Raw genomic sequence first — 16,459 nt, 5'->3', positions numbered from 1 at the left:
TCAATCAACTTCGCGCCTTCCGCGCCGGACGCAACAAAGCTGCGCCGGTTATTGAGGCGTTAGAGGTAAGCACTTTTGAGCTTTATGACACTCGTCTGGGAGTGGGACTACCATAGAGAAGTAGGAAAATTGCGGACTCTATATTCTCTGGGGGAAGCTTTAGTTTTTCTAAGCTCGGACGCGATCGTGCAAAAGAACTCCGTTTGTGGCTGCCCATTTTGTGAAGTTTGGAATGATCAATGTAGTGATGTGTTGAAATTTATAGGTAGTGTCGGAGACTTAGCATCACCTGAACTTTCAAGCATACTCTCTCAACTCTCAGTTACTTTCGATAACTTATCGGGCAAAGAGTGTGAGTGTGGTACTTTAGATATTTTCGAGTACGAAGGCTGGGGAAAGATAAGAGAGTTAAGTTCGACTGCACTGGAAAAGCTTGAGTGGGTATTACTTGAAGGGTATAGATGTGACCTTGAAAACCTCTAACAAACGCAGGCTGTCGGAACGCCTTTCCGTTCCTTCGTCTCTACAAGTGGTCCGCAGCTGCGGGCGTTAAGCACACTATGATATCTGCATTTTTACTACAGCACTTACACGTCATCGCAGAAGATAATGAATGTGTAAAAGTCATTGGCCTCTACGCAAGTAAAGAGGATGCCCTAGGCGCCATTGAAAGGTTAGCTTCTCAACCAGGGTTCTCTGGTTGCCCAAAGCTAATTGACCCTCTTGAGGATGATGAGGAAAGTGGGTTTTATATTGATGAATATGAGATAGGCAAAGATCATTGGTCCGAGGGGTACGTTACAGTCTAATGCTTAACAAAGCGAAGCACGGACGCCAGCAAAGCTGGCTGGACCTACATTCCGCAGCTTCGCTGCTTCATTTCGGCCCGTGTTGGCGGTGTTATACATTCAGAGGTAATATGAAAAATTTATCAATCATCCTGTTTCTCATTCAAGTTATATCTGGATGTGCCACATACAGCCCAAACTGTGACATTCCCACCGCGGAAGGTGACGATGCAGTAACTCTTATCATATACCGTCCTTCAGCTATGTACGGCATACTCTACGCAACTCCGTTCTCTATTGATAATTGCAGGATTGCTAACTTAAGCAATAACTCATATCAGGTACATAAGTTGCCCGCCGGTCAGCACAGAGTAGCAGCAGAAACGCACCCCTTTTCGGTCGGCGGTGACGGTGTTGTTTCTGGAAACTATGAAGCTGGTGAGACTTACTATCTTCATTACTCTATGAGCGCTGGTAGTCCCTACTATATGCCAAATATTGGTATTGGCTTTACCACATCAACTCATTTTTATTTAACATCAAGAGAAACTGCTCTTGAATTAATGCCGGAACTTAGCGTGGTGCAATAAATGTAAAACAATTTGCTCAACCACCGTTCCGGCCGAAAAGCGGCCTCCACTGGGCAGCCAAACCTTAGGTTTGGCTGCCGGTTAGCAAGGCGTTAAGTGCTAAGGATAGGCATGGAAGAATTCGACTCGATACCTGAGATCATTTTTTGGACTACAAATGTAGGAGTAATAGCCTTAGGCATTCTTTTTTTCTTCATAATTAGAAATAGAGTAGCCAAATTGAGCTTGGTCATTTTAATGCTGGGCTTTCATTTCATTGTTGTTCCATCGGCTTTATTGGGCTGCGAGATAGCTGTATTTGATGATGTGTTTTGTAGAGAAAGTTGGTGGTTATTAGTGTTTATACCTCCAGCACAGTTTTTAGTTGGTGTTGTAGCCCTTGTAGCTGTCAAAATTATTTGCCGTGCAAATGCGGGCACTTAACAATAAAATTATGTTTGCGGCTACGCCGCAGGACGCATTAACAGCGCTTCGCGTTTAAAAACAATGCGCCTCATATTTAGGCGTTAAGTGATACAAGGATGGCCAATGAAATCGTTCATCATTAATCTTGTCGGCTTAGTTGGATCTTGGTATATGATTGATCTTACTTCCGAAAACTCGCTTAATTCAGTATTTGCTCCATTATTATTTACAGCCTTTCTAATTTCCAGTGTGCTGTGGTTTATTGTGAAGTTCGGGATAACTCAGGGCTCTAGCACTGTTGGTTACTTTGACAGTGGTGATTCTGGTGGTTTTGGTGGTGGAGATGGAGGGGGTAGTGATGGTGGGTGTTAGATCACTTAACAAGCGCATGTTGTTCGCTAATATCGCGGCCGGACGGCTTACGCTATGCTCCAGCCGTCGCAAATGCGAACGTTAAGTTTCAATTCATATGGAATACTTGAATAAGGATGATATTTTCGAACTAATAGATTCCTTGAGTAGTGATGTTGTTAGCTTTGATAGAGTGCGTCCACATAATAAAGGTGAAATTAGAAAATCAGCCTCAATGGATAGAAGAGAGCTGAAAGAGTTTATCGCTGGGGCTATTGAAGAGGAGCATCAACCTGGTGGTGATATTGAAATATTTATTCCATCAATCAATAAAATTTTAGTTGGGCAACATGACGGAGTTTATTGGCTTGAGAGCAACAATTAACAAGTTGCTGAAGTGCACTCCAGCCGCAAAAGGCGCGGCTCACGCGGGACAGCCAAATCTTTGGTTTGCCTGTCCCTTAGCAAAGCGTTAAATTTCACCATGAACGAACCACGAATAAAAACGGCAAATAAAAGTAATGGGTCCATATTCCTGGCGGTAGCAATTGTTGGCGCTTTGCATTTTTTCTTGTTGGGTCAACTTTATACACATGTAGGCCCACAAGAAGCAGGAAAATTTATTGGAGGGGTGGTACTTCTGTTAATATCTTTCTTCTCAATACTGGTCGCAATCAACAATTTCAGATTTAAAGTATTTAAGTGTCCAAATTGCCGATTGCGTATAGGGAAGATAGAGCCACATGAAAAAGTCCCTGGAGATCCGATTTACCAGTATTGTTATTGTTGTAATACTTTGTGGCTGGTAGGTAAGGTTCCTGGGCGCATGCTGGCCGCCGGTGCAGATGCCTCCGATTCAGGCGCCGGCGGAGAATAAATTTAACAGTGCGCTGCAGGCCGACGTCTAACTTTATGCGCGGTCGCTACGCTCCCATTTTTGCACATAAAGCGCCCAAAGTTAGCCTCTAAGCCATGAATAAATTCTTAGTAGTCTTAGCTCTATTGATATGCTCGCCAAGTGGGCTGGCAAGCTGCTGGATTGAATATACGAAGAAAACATTATCTGAAAGAATAGAAGAGTCGAATTTTACCTTTCGTGGAGAAGTTCAATATCGAAAGGCTATCGTATCGCAAGAAAAGGGGCATGAAGAAAGAATAGAGTCTATTGAAGTTCTATTTGATAAGGTCGAAGATCTTAATGGAAATAGAATTGAAAAAATCTATCTAAAGCTTGATGCAGCCTGTACGTGCAAATACGACTTTCAAGTCGGAGTAAGATATGTGGTTATCGGAGATAAGTCAGGCGCTCGGATTTCGGTTCAGAATTGTAATAATATCCTTACGGAGCAAATCTATGAGTTGCATCAGAAGTTCGAGCTTGGTGGCAAAGGCTAACAAGTAGGTGATGTTCGTTCCAGCCACTGCGTGGCTTCCATATGCCGCTTATGACTATGCCCATTCATATAATAAGAACACGAAGATCAAGCCAGTGAAGATCGAGTTCTCTGAGCCTTACTACAAAATAGAGGGAAGTTTTGCTGTAGTAGTTTACGGCAACTATATCGATAAGCTGTTTCTTTAGAAGAAAAATGGTATTTTAAAAGCTCGTGGGGACTTTCAGTAAAAAAGCTAACAAGCAATGGCAGCATTTTCTAGACTATGAAAGATAAACGAGCCATATTTGCGACAGTTGAACTCTGGTATTGCGAACACAAAGGCATTCTGTTCGCAATCTTGGTTACGCTAGGAGTTGGAGTGCTCTTCCTATATGTCGGTTTTCCTAAAAGCACTGAGCTTGTTTCAGGTGTCGCGCATGCTCAGGTTTATGATGGCAGTCAAACTGGAAATGAGCCTAAGCTCTTGGTCAAATTAGCTAACGGCAACTTGGCTCATGTGGGGGTAAGCTCTCCTGGCCAAGTAAAAATAGGCTCAGAGCTGTGCCTATATAAAAAGACAAGTCATGCAGGTACAGTACATTTTTCAATTAAGGCAGTAGGTAAATGCACATAATAAAATTAAACATGTGACGTTTGCTACGCGGCCGCACATACTAAAGGCGTTAAGGTTCTCCATGAATAAGCTCATCACTCTATTGTTACTAAGTACAATACTTGCTTAGCTTAGGTCTAGTAGACACCTGGGAGGATAGGAGTGGGGGTATATTTGGTGGTGAATCAGGCTGGGACGAGTGTGAGTTTAGATATGACAACATTTTTAAGTGTACAAACTATCCAAAACTAGGCTGTTTGGTTTTACCTTTTGAAGGAGCTTGGGAGTTAATAGGTAACACTCTCATTCTTCGCTTGGATGGTTCTTATATAGTAAAGGCTCATATTGCCGAGATTGATAAGGATTTCTTTAGAGGGCTGGTAGAAAATGGCAATAAATTTACGTTTAGCAGGCAAAAGCCTTAACAAGGCAATGTAGCTGACGTTTTATTTTGTGCGTTTTTTATACCGTTGCTGCGCTCCAATATGTATGTTAAATGTTCACTAAGCAAGCCGCCGCTGATCTTAACGTTGTGAGAATAAGAACATGAAGAGCATTCCAATAATATTCACTCTCACTATTTCTCTCATGTCCGGAATTGCGTCGGCAACAATAATTTATGTAAAGCCAAATTATCCTTTAGAGGCACTTAAAAATTGCATAGAGGGTTGGGTCGAGTTCGAAGTGACGGTAATGCCTGGTGGTTTTTTTGAAAATGTTAAAATCATAGATTCTTATCCTGAAGGTGTATTTGATGAGGCAGCTAGAAAAGCTCTTATGAAATACAAGTTAGTGCCTAAGGAATTAATAGGCGTAACTGCCCCGGTTCATGGCGTGAAGCGCAAAATAAGCTACAATCTGGACGGCGAGTGTATACATAAATAACAATCACTGGCAGCCGTGTCTACGGCCCTATGGGTCTCCGTAGGTGTTAAGTGGTACAAGGAGAGCAAATGAAATCATTCATAATTAATTTTTTCGGCCTAGTCGGATCTTGGTATATGATCGATCTTACTTCCGAAAATTTGCTTAACTCAGTTTTTACCCCGTTAGTATTCACTGGCTTCCTAGTTTCCAGTGTGCTGTGGTTTATTGTAAAGTTTGGAATAACTCAGGGCTCTAGCTCTGGCGCTTACCTTGGCAGTGGATATTCAGGAAATTTTGGTGGTGGAGATGGAGGCGATGGTGATGGTGGGTGTTAAATCACTGAACAAGCACATATTATTTGCCGCTATCGCGGTCGAATGGCTTACGCCACGCTTCCCCCGCTGCAAGTGCGAATGTTATGTAAATACTTTGTAATCGAGTAACCATTGATAGCTATGTCTTCAATTTCGAAAAATAAAGAAGAATTAATCTCCTCAATTGAAAATTCTTATGAAAATTTATTTACTGATTATATGGGGGTCCCCAAGGAGCTTTCGAGAGAGATTGGTGTTGAAGGTAATATAAAAAATACAGAAATAAGCGTTTCTGATACTATTTCATACCTGATCGGTTGGGGAAGTCTTGTCCTAAAATGGCATGAGCTTAGGGTAAATAATCTCGAAGTAGATTTTCCAGAAAAAGGTTACAGCTGGAATGAGCTTGGGAAGCTAGCGCAGCACTTTCATGCATCCTATAAGGATTGGTCTTATAAACAGTTGCTGACAGAATTCCAGTTTACAATACAAAAAATACTGAAGCTTGTAGACTCATTGAGCAATGATGAACTTTATGGGCACAGTTGGTATAAAAGTTACACCCTTGGGAGGATGATCCAGTTTAATACCTCATCTCCAATGAAAAATATCCGCACAAAGGTGCGCAGGTTTAAGAGGCAGAATAATATCAAGTAAATTCATACAACCTGTAAACCCAGATGACGCCTAAGAACTACCTAATTTAAGTGTTTTGTTCGAGGTGAAGAGTGAATAGTGAAACAAAAAACGTACTGCTAAGTGCATATACAGCTATAGGGCTTCCTATATCAGGTATTTTGCTTTTTTTTGCATATATTCTTACAGACAAGACAGTGCCTAGCGTTCAAGATTATGTAATTGCTACGATATGTGTATTTATTAGCTTAAGTAGTATTTATCTATATAAGAAATTGAGCGCTAGAGAATCTGACCCACCGTTAACTATTCGTACTGCGATTAATAGTGTTTTGTATATTGTAGCAGTAATAGTAATTACAAGTATCATATGGTAATCCTCCTACACAACAAGGGGTTCCAGTCGACACCCAAAGCTACGCACTTTTGAGTGTAAGGTTGCTGCGCTCCCCTTAATACACAAGTGGCGCTTCGCTCCTGGCGCGCCTGAATCCGACATTATGAGCTAAACGAGCTATATTTAAGCATGTTATAAAATTTTTATTTTTAGCGCTTTGTGGCGAAGCTATGGCCCGCCTAAAAATACTGAAGTAACACAAGCAAATGCTGACTTGCTGTCTATTAAGTTGGAAAAAATAGATTCTGGAAGTGTTGATACTTTTCTATATCAGCTTGAGTTTGCTAACAAACTCGAAAGTTGCTTAGCGGGACGGGTTCAAACCTTCCTATTGATTGATAAAAAGGAAATTTCAAGCTCTTCTATGGATTATAAAGTCGGCAGTGAGCAATCCAGTGTTTTACTTCATATGCCCGCATCGGGTTATGATATGGCGATAACTATCCAGTATTGCTGCTCAGAGGGAGTATCCCTCAGCTGTAAACAGTCACTCTCAATCAGTTCGGTCATTGGGATTACGTCGCAGTGAGAGGCTCTCATAGCAAGTGACTATGGTTGCTCGTCAATTTTTTAATCCATACTTTCATCCCAGTAGGTGTTATTTTTTATGTTCGTATTTAGGAGGTAGTCTGCTTTCTCCGTGCACAAACAAACTCTAATTCGAGCCTTTCTGTAGACTCTGCTAATATTCTTTGAGATTGAGAGGCATCCTTAATGACTTAATGAAATTTATATTGGTGACACTAAAGAATTGGCCTGTAGATCTCACATGAATATCGAGTTATTTATTGCCGGTATCAATTCCGATATTGATTAGTTGAGGTTCCATGCGATAAGCTATCTCTACCTTGCTATTCGGGCTTGAGATACACATAACTATCTGAATTGTGCCTTGCGAATATCTGTCACGTTCGTACTCTTTAATGGTCTATATAAACTAATCGGTTTAGCAATGAACTGTGACTAACAAGGTCTTCGGTGGCCACCGAAGATGGCTCCCAATTTACCCGTTAGCGAAAAGTACTTTCAATATCAGAATCGGGCAAGAACAGCCACACAAGGCGCTGTCACCGGCTCCAGCGTGAATGCGTCTCCGTGGGTGAGCTTAGCGTTATGAGGAAACTATGGTAACTCCAATAATTATTCTTTTACTGTTGTCTAGTCCCTTAGGTGTCTCTTTTATTTGTTCAAAGTATAGCGGCATGCCTCTGAATGTTAAAAAGTACGCCTATTGGGGATTGGGAATAACCTTCATATTCTTCTGCGTTGGGCACTTTGTTAAAACGGAGGGCATGGTGGAAATGTTACCGTCTTGGGTTCCTTTTCGCCTAGCGATAATCTATCTCACTGGATTGATTGAGCTATTGATAGGTATTGCTCTTTTTGTGCCAAGATATCAGCTCCATGCTGCATGGCTTGCTATTGTAGTTTTCATTATTTTCTTTCCTGCAAATATTTATGCGGCATTAAACGGTATTGGTCTTGGCGGGCATCAATGGGGGTCTGTTTATTTGTTATTACGTGCGCCACTGCAAATCATACTAATTGCATGGGCATATTTTCTGTGTGCGAAAGGTCATAACAATTTAAAGCTGTCGACCACTAATGCAGTCGGCTGATTGAGATGTTGTGTGTAAGACCTGTCCATGCTTAACAAGCGCCCCGTATCGTTCGGTTTTTGAGCGGGCTTTGACTGGAGGTGGTAGAATAGTATAGGGAGGAGGTATATAGGCACTTCTTTCGAGCTGAGTGTTAAATCACTTTGGGGGCAGAATCGTGAATTATAGAAAAATACTTAGAGAAAAAGGGTATGGCTTCCATTAGCAATTTATAGCTACTGGAGGTTAGTATGAGCTATTCCGACTACTTTCGTTATCCTCATACAAAAAATGAGATGAAGCAATTTTATGCTTCTAGTATAAATGAAGTTGGTGTTTCTATTAAAATTAGAGGGCGTCGAAATCCTAAGTGTTTGCCCAATTCTTGGGATGATTATTATCGCAGTAATATGCGACTCAGGAATTGGAAGGCTTATCGAAAGCAGCAATGGAAGTAGATGGTGTCAAGTTTTAGTAAATCGAATCAAACAGACCCGCTGAAGCACAGATGTGTTTGAATTGTTATATTTTTAAAAGGTCGGATGAAATATAGAACATTATTTGCGGTAGGTTTTTTTGTTGGGTGTGTAGTTCCGATTTCTTGGTGGGTTGTGATTTTTACTCAACTGAGTGGTTTGATAAAATCAATCATATCTGTTGTCGCTGCTTTGATAATGATAGCTTCGATGTTTATTTCAATTAAGGAAATAGACGAACCGTTTCGGTTTAGTAAAATTTACAAAAGCAGATGGAAGCCCAAGCTTAAACGTTTTTAACATTTTGGTGTTTTATCACTAGGAATCAATACTCCTATATTCATGTGGGTTGTTTTTTCAATTATTTGGAGTAAAGCATAACAAATTGCTGAATCCTATGTTCTGTAGACCAAAGCAGCTTTATCCCGGTGATGGCCTAAGTAAAGCGTTGCGCTTATGAGTAGGTCTATGCTACAACTCAGATATGTGTAATCGAGAGGAATAAAAGATGATGAGTTCTTTGGAAGTGGCAGAGTATTATTTCAAACTCTCAAACGAAAGTAACTTTGATGAAATCACAAAGCTATTTTGTGAAAGCTCCACATTCAGGTCAGGAAAAGGAGATCTATTCTTAGGTGTGAATGACATTATGTCTATGCAGAGGCTTCATCATGGTATGTTTTCAAAGCTTGAGTGGGAAGTATGCAGTGTTACAGAAACCAAACCCGGGATAGTTCATTTCAATTTTAACTTTACAGGTGAAACACATGCTGGAGAAAAAGTAGAGTATTCCGGCTTGGAAGATGTGGTTGTATATGGCGGTAAAATTCAGCACGTTCAAATACAGCGTTTGTGATACCTTGTAGCTCCATATCAGCAAGTGCTGCATGCAGGGGTAAAAATCAGGCAAGGGAAGCCATGTAAGTTAAAACAAGAAGCTTTGAAAAGCTGGCCTAGTTTTGCCCAAAAAATCCTCCAACTTCATAAGTCCGGTGTTTGAGGTGTTAATAAAATGACTAGCCTGCCTATAGTAGGTATCCGGTATCGTTAGGTTTAATTGGAGGTTAATTGAAATTTTTGCGGGGAAATCTTTCACCCGTTAAAGCTGGAGAAGTGTTTAAAGTACTTCTCCAGTTTTTCTTAGGCTACCAATCAGTATTTCGCAAATTATTAGCTCACAAAGTGATGGCGTTCTGCTAAAGAGTATATGGTTTATGGGTTGATTAGATGGAGCCTAATCAATCCATACCCTGGTATAAACCCGCTTCTGATCCGGAGTATCAATAAATCCATCCCGATCATGTAGGACTTTGGTGTTGTCAACGAAGACCATATCTCCAGAGTTCATGTAGAAGCTTAATGTATTCTCCGCACTGTTTAATTCCTTATCTAGTATATCCAGAGCCTTAAGTACTTCTTTTGATAAAGGCTGGTTCACGCGTTGATGGCCTTTCTCAATCCAGTACCGCATATAACGAATACTGAGCTTTTCGTTTGAATATTCGAAAATAGGAAAACAGTTCTCAAGTATGCTTTTTATGTTTTTGTCACTGCCTGGAGTAACTAAATCCCTAATATAGTTGTTGTACAGGATCTCTAGTTTTTGTGGGGCAGTTTTTCGTAAGTTTTCATGAACTTGAGCCGCAGAGACGATTTTCGATTTTCCACCCTCAACTGCCGGAGTAAGGCAGCATAATCCAAGTATCGTTGGTTGTACGGTACGTTGTGAGCTATCAGTATGAACGCCAGTGGGTGCATTTGTCTGAGATACAGGAATAGCTTCGCTAGTGTAGTCTTTTCCTGTGTCGAGAATCCCATAAAGCCGGCCATAAGTATCTATAGTATTGCCCATTGCCAGGCTAAGCTTTAGAAATAGTAGGTTAAGCGTTGGCTTGCTTAATGATTCCTCGCCCTGTATCCATGCCACACCACTACCATGTTCTATTTCATGTTTTATCTGGTTGGCAAGCTGGTCGAACTCAGGTGTGGCAACTGATTCTTGGATCAGATTATCAATCGGGTTGTTTTGTTGTTTGGCCCAGCTCTCCAAAGCCTCGACTTCAGATTTCCAGTTTGAAGGCCACAGAAACTTCCAGTTGGAAGTTGCGGTCATATCATTAGCAGTCCAGGCTTGAGCTTGAACTACTTCACTTGGGGCTAAGTTAGTCATTTACTTGCACCTTAAATAATACGTGTAGTGGATAGCCGGCTAGTGGTGAGAAAAAATCTGGATCTAGGTCGAGGTGCTCTTGAGTCACTGAGAGTTCTTGAACGGTTGGCAGGGATTTAAAACCAGCTTGTGCCAGAGCTTCAAAATAGTGTGAAAAATTTTTATGCACGCATCGTACTGAAACTGGCTTGCCGTCTCTGCGCCATATTTTTCCTTCAAATGTTTGATCTATACCATCTAAATAAGTCATGTTGCCGTGTTGAAAGTAGAATGGAGGAACTTCTTCCCTCATGAACGGAAGGCAAGGGTGAGGCACTGTAAAAATAAAGGTACCCCCTTTATTTAGTAGATTCTTGACCTTGCTTATCACTTTTGTCATTTCTTCTATGGTTAGATAGTTGAAAAGAAATACAGCGATAGCATGGTCAAATTTATCTCTAGGGAATTCTGTAAATGTAACGGCATTTCCAACTGCATATTCTGCTTTCGTCAAGTTTCCAGCAGAAGCCGTTTTCTTTGCCTGGGAAATCATCTCTGAAGAAGAGTCAACTCCAAAGATTGAACCTGCTCCCTTATCAAGTAGCATCCTGGATACATAGCCTTCACCGCAGCCCATATCCAATATGTTTTTCCCGGAGATATCTCCGATTGCCTTCAAAACTTTGGGGCGAGCGGTGAAATCACTGAGTAGGATTTTCTCCGAGCGGTTCCAGCTGTGAGCTTGTTTGTTATAGATGGTTTCAGTTGATAGTGGTAAGTTCATCCCGAACTGCTCCTTCAATTTTAGGGATAAAGTATGCTATGCAGTGGTGTGTGTATTGGTGTTTACTACATGGCTGGTGAAATTTTAGGTATTTGCGGCTTTAATTATTTAAGTTTAATTGCTGTTTTGATAAGGCTAGCATTTTAAATATATAAAATTAGTCGTTACCAGGAAATCCATTTGGTAGTTTTTTGTATTCTGCAGCTTATTTTGGGTGGGCATGCTGGCAGTTTTTTATTGTTTGGTTTTGTTGCTTAGTTGAGTATGCAAAGCTGGAGGAGGAGCGTCAAGGTCTTTTCTTTGAGATGGAATATTCATAATTCACATTTTATTTATATTTTTCATGCCGGCTCAGGTTAGCAGTACTTTTGTTTTTAGAGTTGACATATGTCAAATAAAACTTATTTTTTGGGGTTGAATTTAATGGATTAAATTCGCTTTAGGGTGCTGTTTAGATAAGGGGTAATGTAATCAGGAGTATGTTTTAGCTTGTTGTATTCAATTCTCTTAGGATGGATTGCTGTGCTTGATTAGCGGCGCCTCTAGTTCCCCATGTTCTTGGCGCCTCGATTCTTAGGTTAATTTTTTAGAATATCTCTTCCTTAGCTAATCTGATGTTGTTGTGGTTTTGATCCTGTTGGCGTCTAGGCATCTTGTTAAGTGTGATTTGATATGAGAGCAACCGCGATTGATTCGGTCGTTTTTTGCGATATTTTTAGTACTTCAGCAATGCGTGAGATTTTCTCGGATGAACAACGCGTTCAGTACTATCTCGATGTTGAGGCGGCACTGGCCAAAGTACAGGCCCGGTTAAAAATAATCCCTGCAGAGGCTGCAGAGGACATTACTCAACACTGTGACGCCAAGCAGATAGATTTTGTAAAGCTCAAGGAGCAAACGGAGCTGATTGGTTATCCAGTGCTGGGTGTTGTAGAGCAGCTAGTGTCACTGTGTAGTAGAGATTTAGGTCAGTGGTGTCATTGGGGGGCTACTACTCAAGATATTACGGATACGGCAACCGTCTTACAGATTAGGGCGGCGCTTGAAATTGTTGAGACGGAGGTCAATGGGATAGCAGATGCTTTAGCGAGCCTGGCCAAGCGTTTCAGGGATACGCCTATGGTTGGGCGCAGTAATCTTCAACAGGCGGTACCTATAACGTTCGGCTACAAGGCGGCTGTTTGGTTGGCTGGTATTCATCGCCATCAAACGCGCTTAAAAGAGATAAAGTCTCGGGCGTTTGTAGGGGAATTTGGTGGTGCGGCGGGTAATCTTTCTTCCCTGGGGCATCAGGGGCTAGAAGTTCAAAGAGGAATTATGCAGGAACTCGATCTCGGAGTCCCTTGTATCGCCTGGCATACGATGAGAGATCGCGTTACCGAAGTGGCTTGTCTATTGGGGCTGATTACTGGCACCTTGGGAAAAATAGCCCTCGATATAAAACTAATGGCACAGACAGAAGTCGGGGAGGTGGCGGAGCCTCTTATATCTGGCCGGGGAGCGTCTAGTACAATGCCCCAAAAGCACAACCCTCTATCAGCAGTTCTTATCAGCGGTACTGTCCCAGTGGTTAGACAGCAGGTTGCCTCTTTGCAGGAAGCGATGGTTGAAGACCATGAGCGGGCTACGGGCCCGTGGGAGATAGAGTGGATTGTTCTGCCGGAAATATTCTGCCTTACCGCATCGATATTATCCCAGGCACGTTTTGCGCTAGAAGGACTTCAGGTATTTCCAGAAAAAATGATGCGAAACTTGGAAATGACAGGAGGTTTAGTGCTCTCTGAGGCTGTAATGATGGGACTGGGACCGAAACTGGGGCGTGAGAATGCCCACGATTTGGTTTACCAGATTTGCTGCCAGGCAATGGAGACGGGTCGTCCTTTTTCTGACTTGTTAAAGGAAGATAAACAGGTGTCGGGGGCTCTCTCTGATGCGGAGTTAGATCAACTTCTTGACCCTCATAACTATCTTGGATCATGCGGGGAGATGGTTGATGCAACGCTTGCTGGAAAAGAGCGCTGACTCAGTAACCTGCCGTTTCCCAATTGTCACTGCTAGCTGCTGTGGATTGATTCTTGTCTCCGCTGCTCTTAATGCAAACTCTCTAAGATTAGAGTCTAAATCTTTATCTTGGCTGGTTTTTATTTTTTCAGTCAACTATTTTTTTAAATAGATACCTGAAGAAAATTTAGGTTGTTTATTTAAAGGTAGGGATTCTATAGCTGGAAGAAAACTAAAAATTAACACAATCAAGAATCGATGCTTATTACTTGTGGTGTAACATATACAGTAATTTATTCGGTTCATGTTGTATTTAAGTGGTGATCTGAAGGGGTGGGATGATGGGCAGGTTTAAACTGGCATTGGCACAGTTGCCGTCAGTGAAAGGAAATATAGAACGCAATATTGAGTCACATATCCATGCTGTAAAAGTCGCAGTAAGGAAAAAGGCCTCTATTGTGGTGTTTCCTGAACTTTCTTTAACTGGTTATGAGCCGGATTTGGCTGAACAATTAGCGCTTAAGATCGACGATCCACAGTTAAGCCCTCTAGCGGAGGTGGCAGCTGACAGTGGTGTTTGGCTAGTTGTGGGTGCGCCTATTCGTCAGAAGAATGGTATTGCGATCGGTTCGCTCGTATTTTCTCCTCAGGGTGAGATTTCTGTTTATTTGAAAATACATTTGCACCCTGGAGAAGAAAAGTGGTTTGTTCCCGGAGTTGAATATCTATCACTGAACATCGAAGGTGAGACCGTAGCTCTGGCTATTTGTGCAGATGTGTGTAACCCAGGTCATGTTGCCGCCTATGAAAAGCAGGGGGCTTCAGTTTATGTGGCGGGGGTATTGATTACTCCGACGGGATACCCGGAGGATAGTCAACAGTTGGCAAATTATGCTTTGGAGCACAATTTATTGGTGGCTATTGCGAACTTTAATCAGCCGACAGGTGGTTATTCCACAGCCGGCTGTAGTGCAGCTTGGGGTCCCGAAGGTGAGATTGTCAGCGCGAGTGATACAGCCAGCCAACTAGTTTGCGTTGAGCGTGACGATGAAGGGTGGTGTTCGGAGATTGTATCTCTTTAATTGTGCAGCTCTATAAATGGTAGTGGCCAATAGCTCCCTTCATTTACTCGCTTCCAGCTCTGCTACTAAAGCTGTCACCAATCCGGCTGCGGGCAGGGCTCGTGCGAGAGGGGCTCCTTGTCCGGCCCATTGAACGGCATATTCGTCATTGCCCGCTTTTGCAGCTGCTTGAGCCAGGGCTTTGCCCGCGGAGTAAGCGATCGGGTAATCCGGCAGAGGGGGAGCGCCCTTATCTAGTGCTTTATAGAATTGGTTACTGATACCGCGAGCGGGGCGCCCGGAAATATTGGCGGTGATCTCTGTGTGCTGTGCGCGCTCACTTTGCAAGGCGCTGCGGTAGCTGTCGGAGGCCGCAGATTCCGGACAGAGGACAAATGCGGTTCCCATTTGCACGGCACTAGCCCCGAGAGATAGTGCAGCGCGAATGCCAGCGCCATCCATAATGCCACCCGCAGCAACGATTGGTAGGCTGCTGTGGCAACACAGCAATCGCACCAAGGCCAGAGTGCCAATTTCCTGGTCGCCCTCTGGGTGGAAGACCCCCCTATGCCCACCAGCTTCAATACCTTGGGCAATTAAAACGTCGATACCAGCATCCTCAGCCAGTTTGGCTTCTTGAGGAGAAGTTGCCGTGGCCATCAAGATTATCCCTGCACCTTTTAGTGCGGCGACAAACTCTTCTGACGGTAGGCCAAAGTGGAAGCTGACAACCGGTGGCTTTTGCTCGAGCAAAACTTCCAGCAAGGCCTTATTGCCGATAAATGTTGAGTAGGGTTCATTGATCAGCTTGGGAACCGGTGCATCAAAGGCGGCAAAATGTGGGGCGAGATGGGAAAGCCAGGCTTGCTCCCGTTGGGGATCTTTTGTCGGGGGCTGGTGGCAAAAGAGGTTTACATTAAAGGGGTGCTCGGTCTGGTCGTGAGTACAACGAATTTCATCTACGGCTTTTTCCACTGAGCAGGCGCCGAGTCCAAGTGAGCCGAGTCCTCCTGCATTGGATACAGCGGCGGCGAGAGCGGGTGTGGATACCCCGGCCATGGGTGCTGCAAAGATGGGATGGGAAATTCCGAGTTTTTCGAGTAATGGATTCATGGCCCTGCCTGTGAGTTGCGCTCCCCTTCTGGGCCACCTTAGTGCAGATTGTGCGAGGTAGCTATACCTCGCAGGCGTTACTGCTGCAAAAGTTTTTGGGGAGCGCGAACAGCAATCCTAGGTGGATTGCTTACAGGTGCAGGTTGAAACCGATGTATGGTCCTTTGATTTCAATATCGCTCTGCAAGTCGTCGAGCTCTTCCAGGTCGAGAGTCATTACGCGGTAACCAGCTTCGATAGCAAAGTCGACAGCCGGTACAAAATCCCAGCGCACTTTAGCCGTCAGGTCGGTATGGGTATCGCCACGGTAGGCCGTTGCATTGCCTTGGGCAATTACAGACCAGCCGGTAAATGGAAGATCAAAGCGCGCCATGCCGTAGGCCATTGGCAGGTAGCCCGTGAGGTCGACAGTCTCTGCCTGGGTATCGCTCACTGCAGTAAATTCACCGTCATACATACGCGCAGTCAAACCGACATCCAGGTTTACCCAGTTGTCCAAAATTTCGTAGTAAAGGGTAGCGTCGGTATGGGTGAGGTTCAGATCTGTGCGGATTTCTGAATTGGCAGTGAAGGTTTCATCATCAAAAGTAACGGAGGTGGCCAGGGTATCGTCACCGTCGGTATCGATATTGCTGTGGGCCAGAAGCACATTGGGCACCAGGGGAATGGGGTGTTCCAGGGCAACCTGCAGGAAGGTAATGTTATCTTCCGAGAGGGACAGGTTATCCAGCTTGTATTCGTCGGTACCGATATTACCGCTGTAGCCTGGCAGCCATGCGCCGGCAGTAGCATCAAGGCCGAGGATAGTATCTGCGCTTGCGGTGCCGCAGGCGAGGAGGGTACTCAAGGCAAGTGCGGATTTCTTCATTGACTTCACTCCGTGATGAATTTGTCGCGGAGTTTACAGATAAATTTTTCCCGTGCCGTGGCTAAGTTGCAC

General features: G+C 43.4%; 21 protein-coding genes. 17 read left to right on the top strand and 4 right to left on the bottom strand.

The annotated features are described in order from the left end of the window. The first annotated feature begins 186 nt into the window (after nucleotides 1-186). The 15 genes from ACJJI6_RS10220 (at nucleotide 187) to ACJJI6_RS10150 (ending at nucleotide 9,267) form a co-directional block, all read left to right on the top strand. Nucleotides 187-483, top strand: a complete 297-nt coding sequence (locus tag ACJJI6_RS10220; protein ID WP_475713309.1) for a hypothetical protein — start codon at nucleotides 187-189, stop codon at nucleotides 481-483. A gap of 77 nt (nucleotides 484-560) precedes the next feature. Beyond that, the gene (locus tag ACJJI6_RS10215) at nucleotides 561-809 is read left to right on the top strand and encodes a DUF7336 domain-containing protein (RefSeq protein ID WP_475713308.1); all 249 of its coding nucleotides are present in this window, start codon (nucleotides 561-563) and stop codon (nucleotides 807-809) included. A gap of 110 nt (nucleotides 810-919) precedes the next feature. Continuing rightward, a complete protein-coding gene (locus ACJJI6_RS10210; RefSeq protein ID WP_444898092.1) occupies nucleotides 920-1,378 on the top strand; it encodes a DUF2846 domain-containing protein in 459 nt (152 codons plus the stop codon). Between the two features lie 111 nt (nucleotides 1,379-1,489). After that, entirely contained in the window at nucleotides 1,490-1,801 is a 312-nt protein-coding gene (locus tag ACJJI6_RS10205; RefSeq protein ID WP_475713307.1) for a hypothetical protein, read from the top strand. A gap of 105 nt (nucleotides 1,802-1,906) precedes the next feature. Continuing rightward, the gene (locus ACJJI6_RS10200; RefSeq protein WP_475713306.1) at nucleotides 1,907-2,155 is read left to right on the top strand and encodes a hypothetical protein; all 249 of its coding nucleotides are present in this window, start codon (nucleotides 1,907-1,909) and stop codon (nucleotides 2,153-2,155) included. Between the two features lie 97 nt (nucleotides 2,156-2,252). Further along, nucleotides 2,253-2,519, top strand: coding sequence for a hypothetical protein (locus ACJJI6_RS10195; RefSeq protein ID WP_475713305.1), 267 nt, complete (start codon nucleotides 2,253-2,255; stop codon nucleotides 2,517-2,519). A 12-nt stretch (nucleotides 2,520-2,531) separates the two neighbouring features. Continuing rightward, nucleotides 2,532-3,011, top strand: coding sequence for a hypothetical protein (locus ACJJI6_RS10190; RefSeq protein WP_475713304.1), 480 nt, complete (start codon nucleotides 2,532-2,534; stop codon nucleotides 3,009-3,011). Nucleotides 3,012-3,106: 95 nt separating this feature from the next. Next, nucleotides 3,107-3,529, top strand: coding sequence for a hypothetical protein (locus ACJJI6_RS10185; protein WP_444915946.1), 423 nt, complete (start codon nucleotides 3,107-3,109; stop codon nucleotides 3,527-3,529). Nucleotides 3,530-3,793: 264 nt separating this feature from the next. Further along, on the top strand, nucleotides 3,794-4,144 hold the full coding sequence (locus ACJJI6_RS10180; protein WP_475713303.1) for a hypothetical protein: 351 nt from the start codon (nucleotides 3,794-3,796) through the stop codon (nucleotides 4,142-4,144). Nucleotides 4,145-4,669: 525 nt separating this feature from the next. Further along, entirely contained in the window at nucleotides 4,670-5,008 is a 339-nt protein-coding gene (locus tag ACJJI6_RS10175) for an energy transducer TonB (RefSeq protein WP_444915948.1), read from the top strand. 68 nt (nucleotides 5,009-5,076) lie between these two features. Beyond that, the gene (locus ACJJI6_RS10170) at nucleotides 5,077-5,325 is read left to right on the top strand and encodes a hypothetical protein (protein ID WP_475713302.1); all 249 of its coding nucleotides are present in this window, start codon (nucleotides 5,077-5,079) and stop codon (nucleotides 5,323-5,325) included. A 120-nt stretch (nucleotides 5,326-5,445) separates the two neighbouring features. After that, nucleotides 5,446-5,961, top strand: coding sequence for a ClbS/DfsB family four-helix bundle protein (locus tag ACJJI6_RS10165; RefSeq protein ID WP_444916198.1), 516 nt, complete (start codon nucleotides 5,446-5,448; stop codon nucleotides 5,959-5,961). Between the two features lie 1,500 nt (nucleotides 5,962-7,461). Continuing rightward, on the top strand, nucleotides 7,462-7,956 hold the full coding sequence (locus ACJJI6_RS10160; RefSeq protein ID WP_444915950.1) for a DoxX family protein: 495 nt from the start codon (nucleotides 7,462-7,464) through the stop codon (nucleotides 7,954-7,956). 230 nt (nucleotides 7,957-8,186) lie between these two features. Then, nucleotides 8,187-8,393: a hypothetical protein gene (locus tag ACJJI6_RS10155; protein WP_475713301.1), complete on the top strand. Its 207-nt coding sequence runs from the start codon at nucleotides 8,187-8,189 to the stop codon at nucleotides 8,391-8,393. Nucleotides 8,394-8,919: 526 nt separating this feature from the next. Then, nucleotides 8,920-9,267 carry a hypothetical protein gene (locus ACJJI6_RS10150; protein ID WP_444898083.1) on the top strand — a complete coding sequence of 116 codons (348 nt, stop codon included), beginning with the start codon at nucleotides 8,920-8,922 and terminating at the stop codon, nucleotides 9,265-9,267. 378 nt (nucleotides 9,268-9,645) lie between these two features. Here ACJJI6_RS10150 and ACJJI6_RS10145 read toward each other — a convergent pair whose 3' ends face one another. Both ACJJI6_RS10145 and ACJJI6_RS10140 read right to left on the bottom strand, forming a co-directional pair. Next, on the bottom strand, nucleotides 9,646-10,581 hold the full coding sequence (locus ACJJI6_RS10145) for a TauD/TfdA family dioxygenase (protein WP_444912506.1): 936 nt from the start codon (nucleotides 10,579-10,581) through the stop codon (nucleotides 9,646-9,648). Beyond that, entirely contained in the window at nucleotides 10,574-11,344 is a 771-nt protein-coding gene (locus ACJJI6_RS10140; protein WP_475713300.1) for a class I SAM-dependent methyltransferase, read from the bottom strand. The genes ACJJI6_RS10145 and ACJJI6_RS10140 overlap by 8 nt, the downstream gene beginning before the upstream one ends. 672 nt (nucleotides 11,345-12,016) lie before the next feature. Between ACJJI6_RS10140 and pcaB the strand changes: the two genes are divergently transcribed. Continuing rightward, entirely contained in the window at nucleotides 12,017-13,366 is a 1,350-nt protein-coding gene (gene pcaB, locus ACJJI6_RS10135) for a 3-carboxy-cis,cis-muconate cycloisomerase (protein WP_475713299.1), read from the top strand. A gap of 320 nt (nucleotides 13,367-13,686) precedes the next feature. Beyond that, nucleotides 13,687-14,427, top strand: coding sequence for a carbon-nitrogen hydrolase family protein (locus ACJJI6_RS10130; RefSeq protein WP_475713298.1), 741 nt, complete (start codon nucleotides 13,687-13,689; stop codon nucleotides 14,425-14,427). 39 nt (nucleotides 14,428-14,466) lie between these two features. Here the strand turns inward: ACJJI6_RS10130 and ACJJI6_RS10125 are convergent, their stop codons facing one another. Then, nucleotides 14,467-15,519, bottom strand: coding sequence for an NAD(P)H-dependent flavin oxidoreductase (locus tag ACJJI6_RS10125; protein WP_444957132.1), 1,053 nt, complete (start codon nucleotides 15,517-15,519; stop codon nucleotides 14,467-14,469). A 130-nt stretch (nucleotides 15,520-15,649) separates the two neighbouring features. Beyond that, nucleotides 15,650-16,387, bottom strand: a complete 738-nt coding sequence (locus ACJJI6_RS10120; RefSeq protein ID WP_282931864.1) for a TIGR04219 family outer membrane beta-barrel protein — start codon at nucleotides 16,385-16,387, stop codon at nucleotides 15,650-15,652. Between the last annotated feature and the right edge of the window lie 72 nt (nucleotides 16,388-16,459).

This window comes from Microbulbifer maximicatervae (SeqCode) (genome assembly GCF_056232625.1).
Note: the sequence above shows the minus strand (reverse complement) of the source record. Positions and strands in the feature narration are given on the sequence as shown.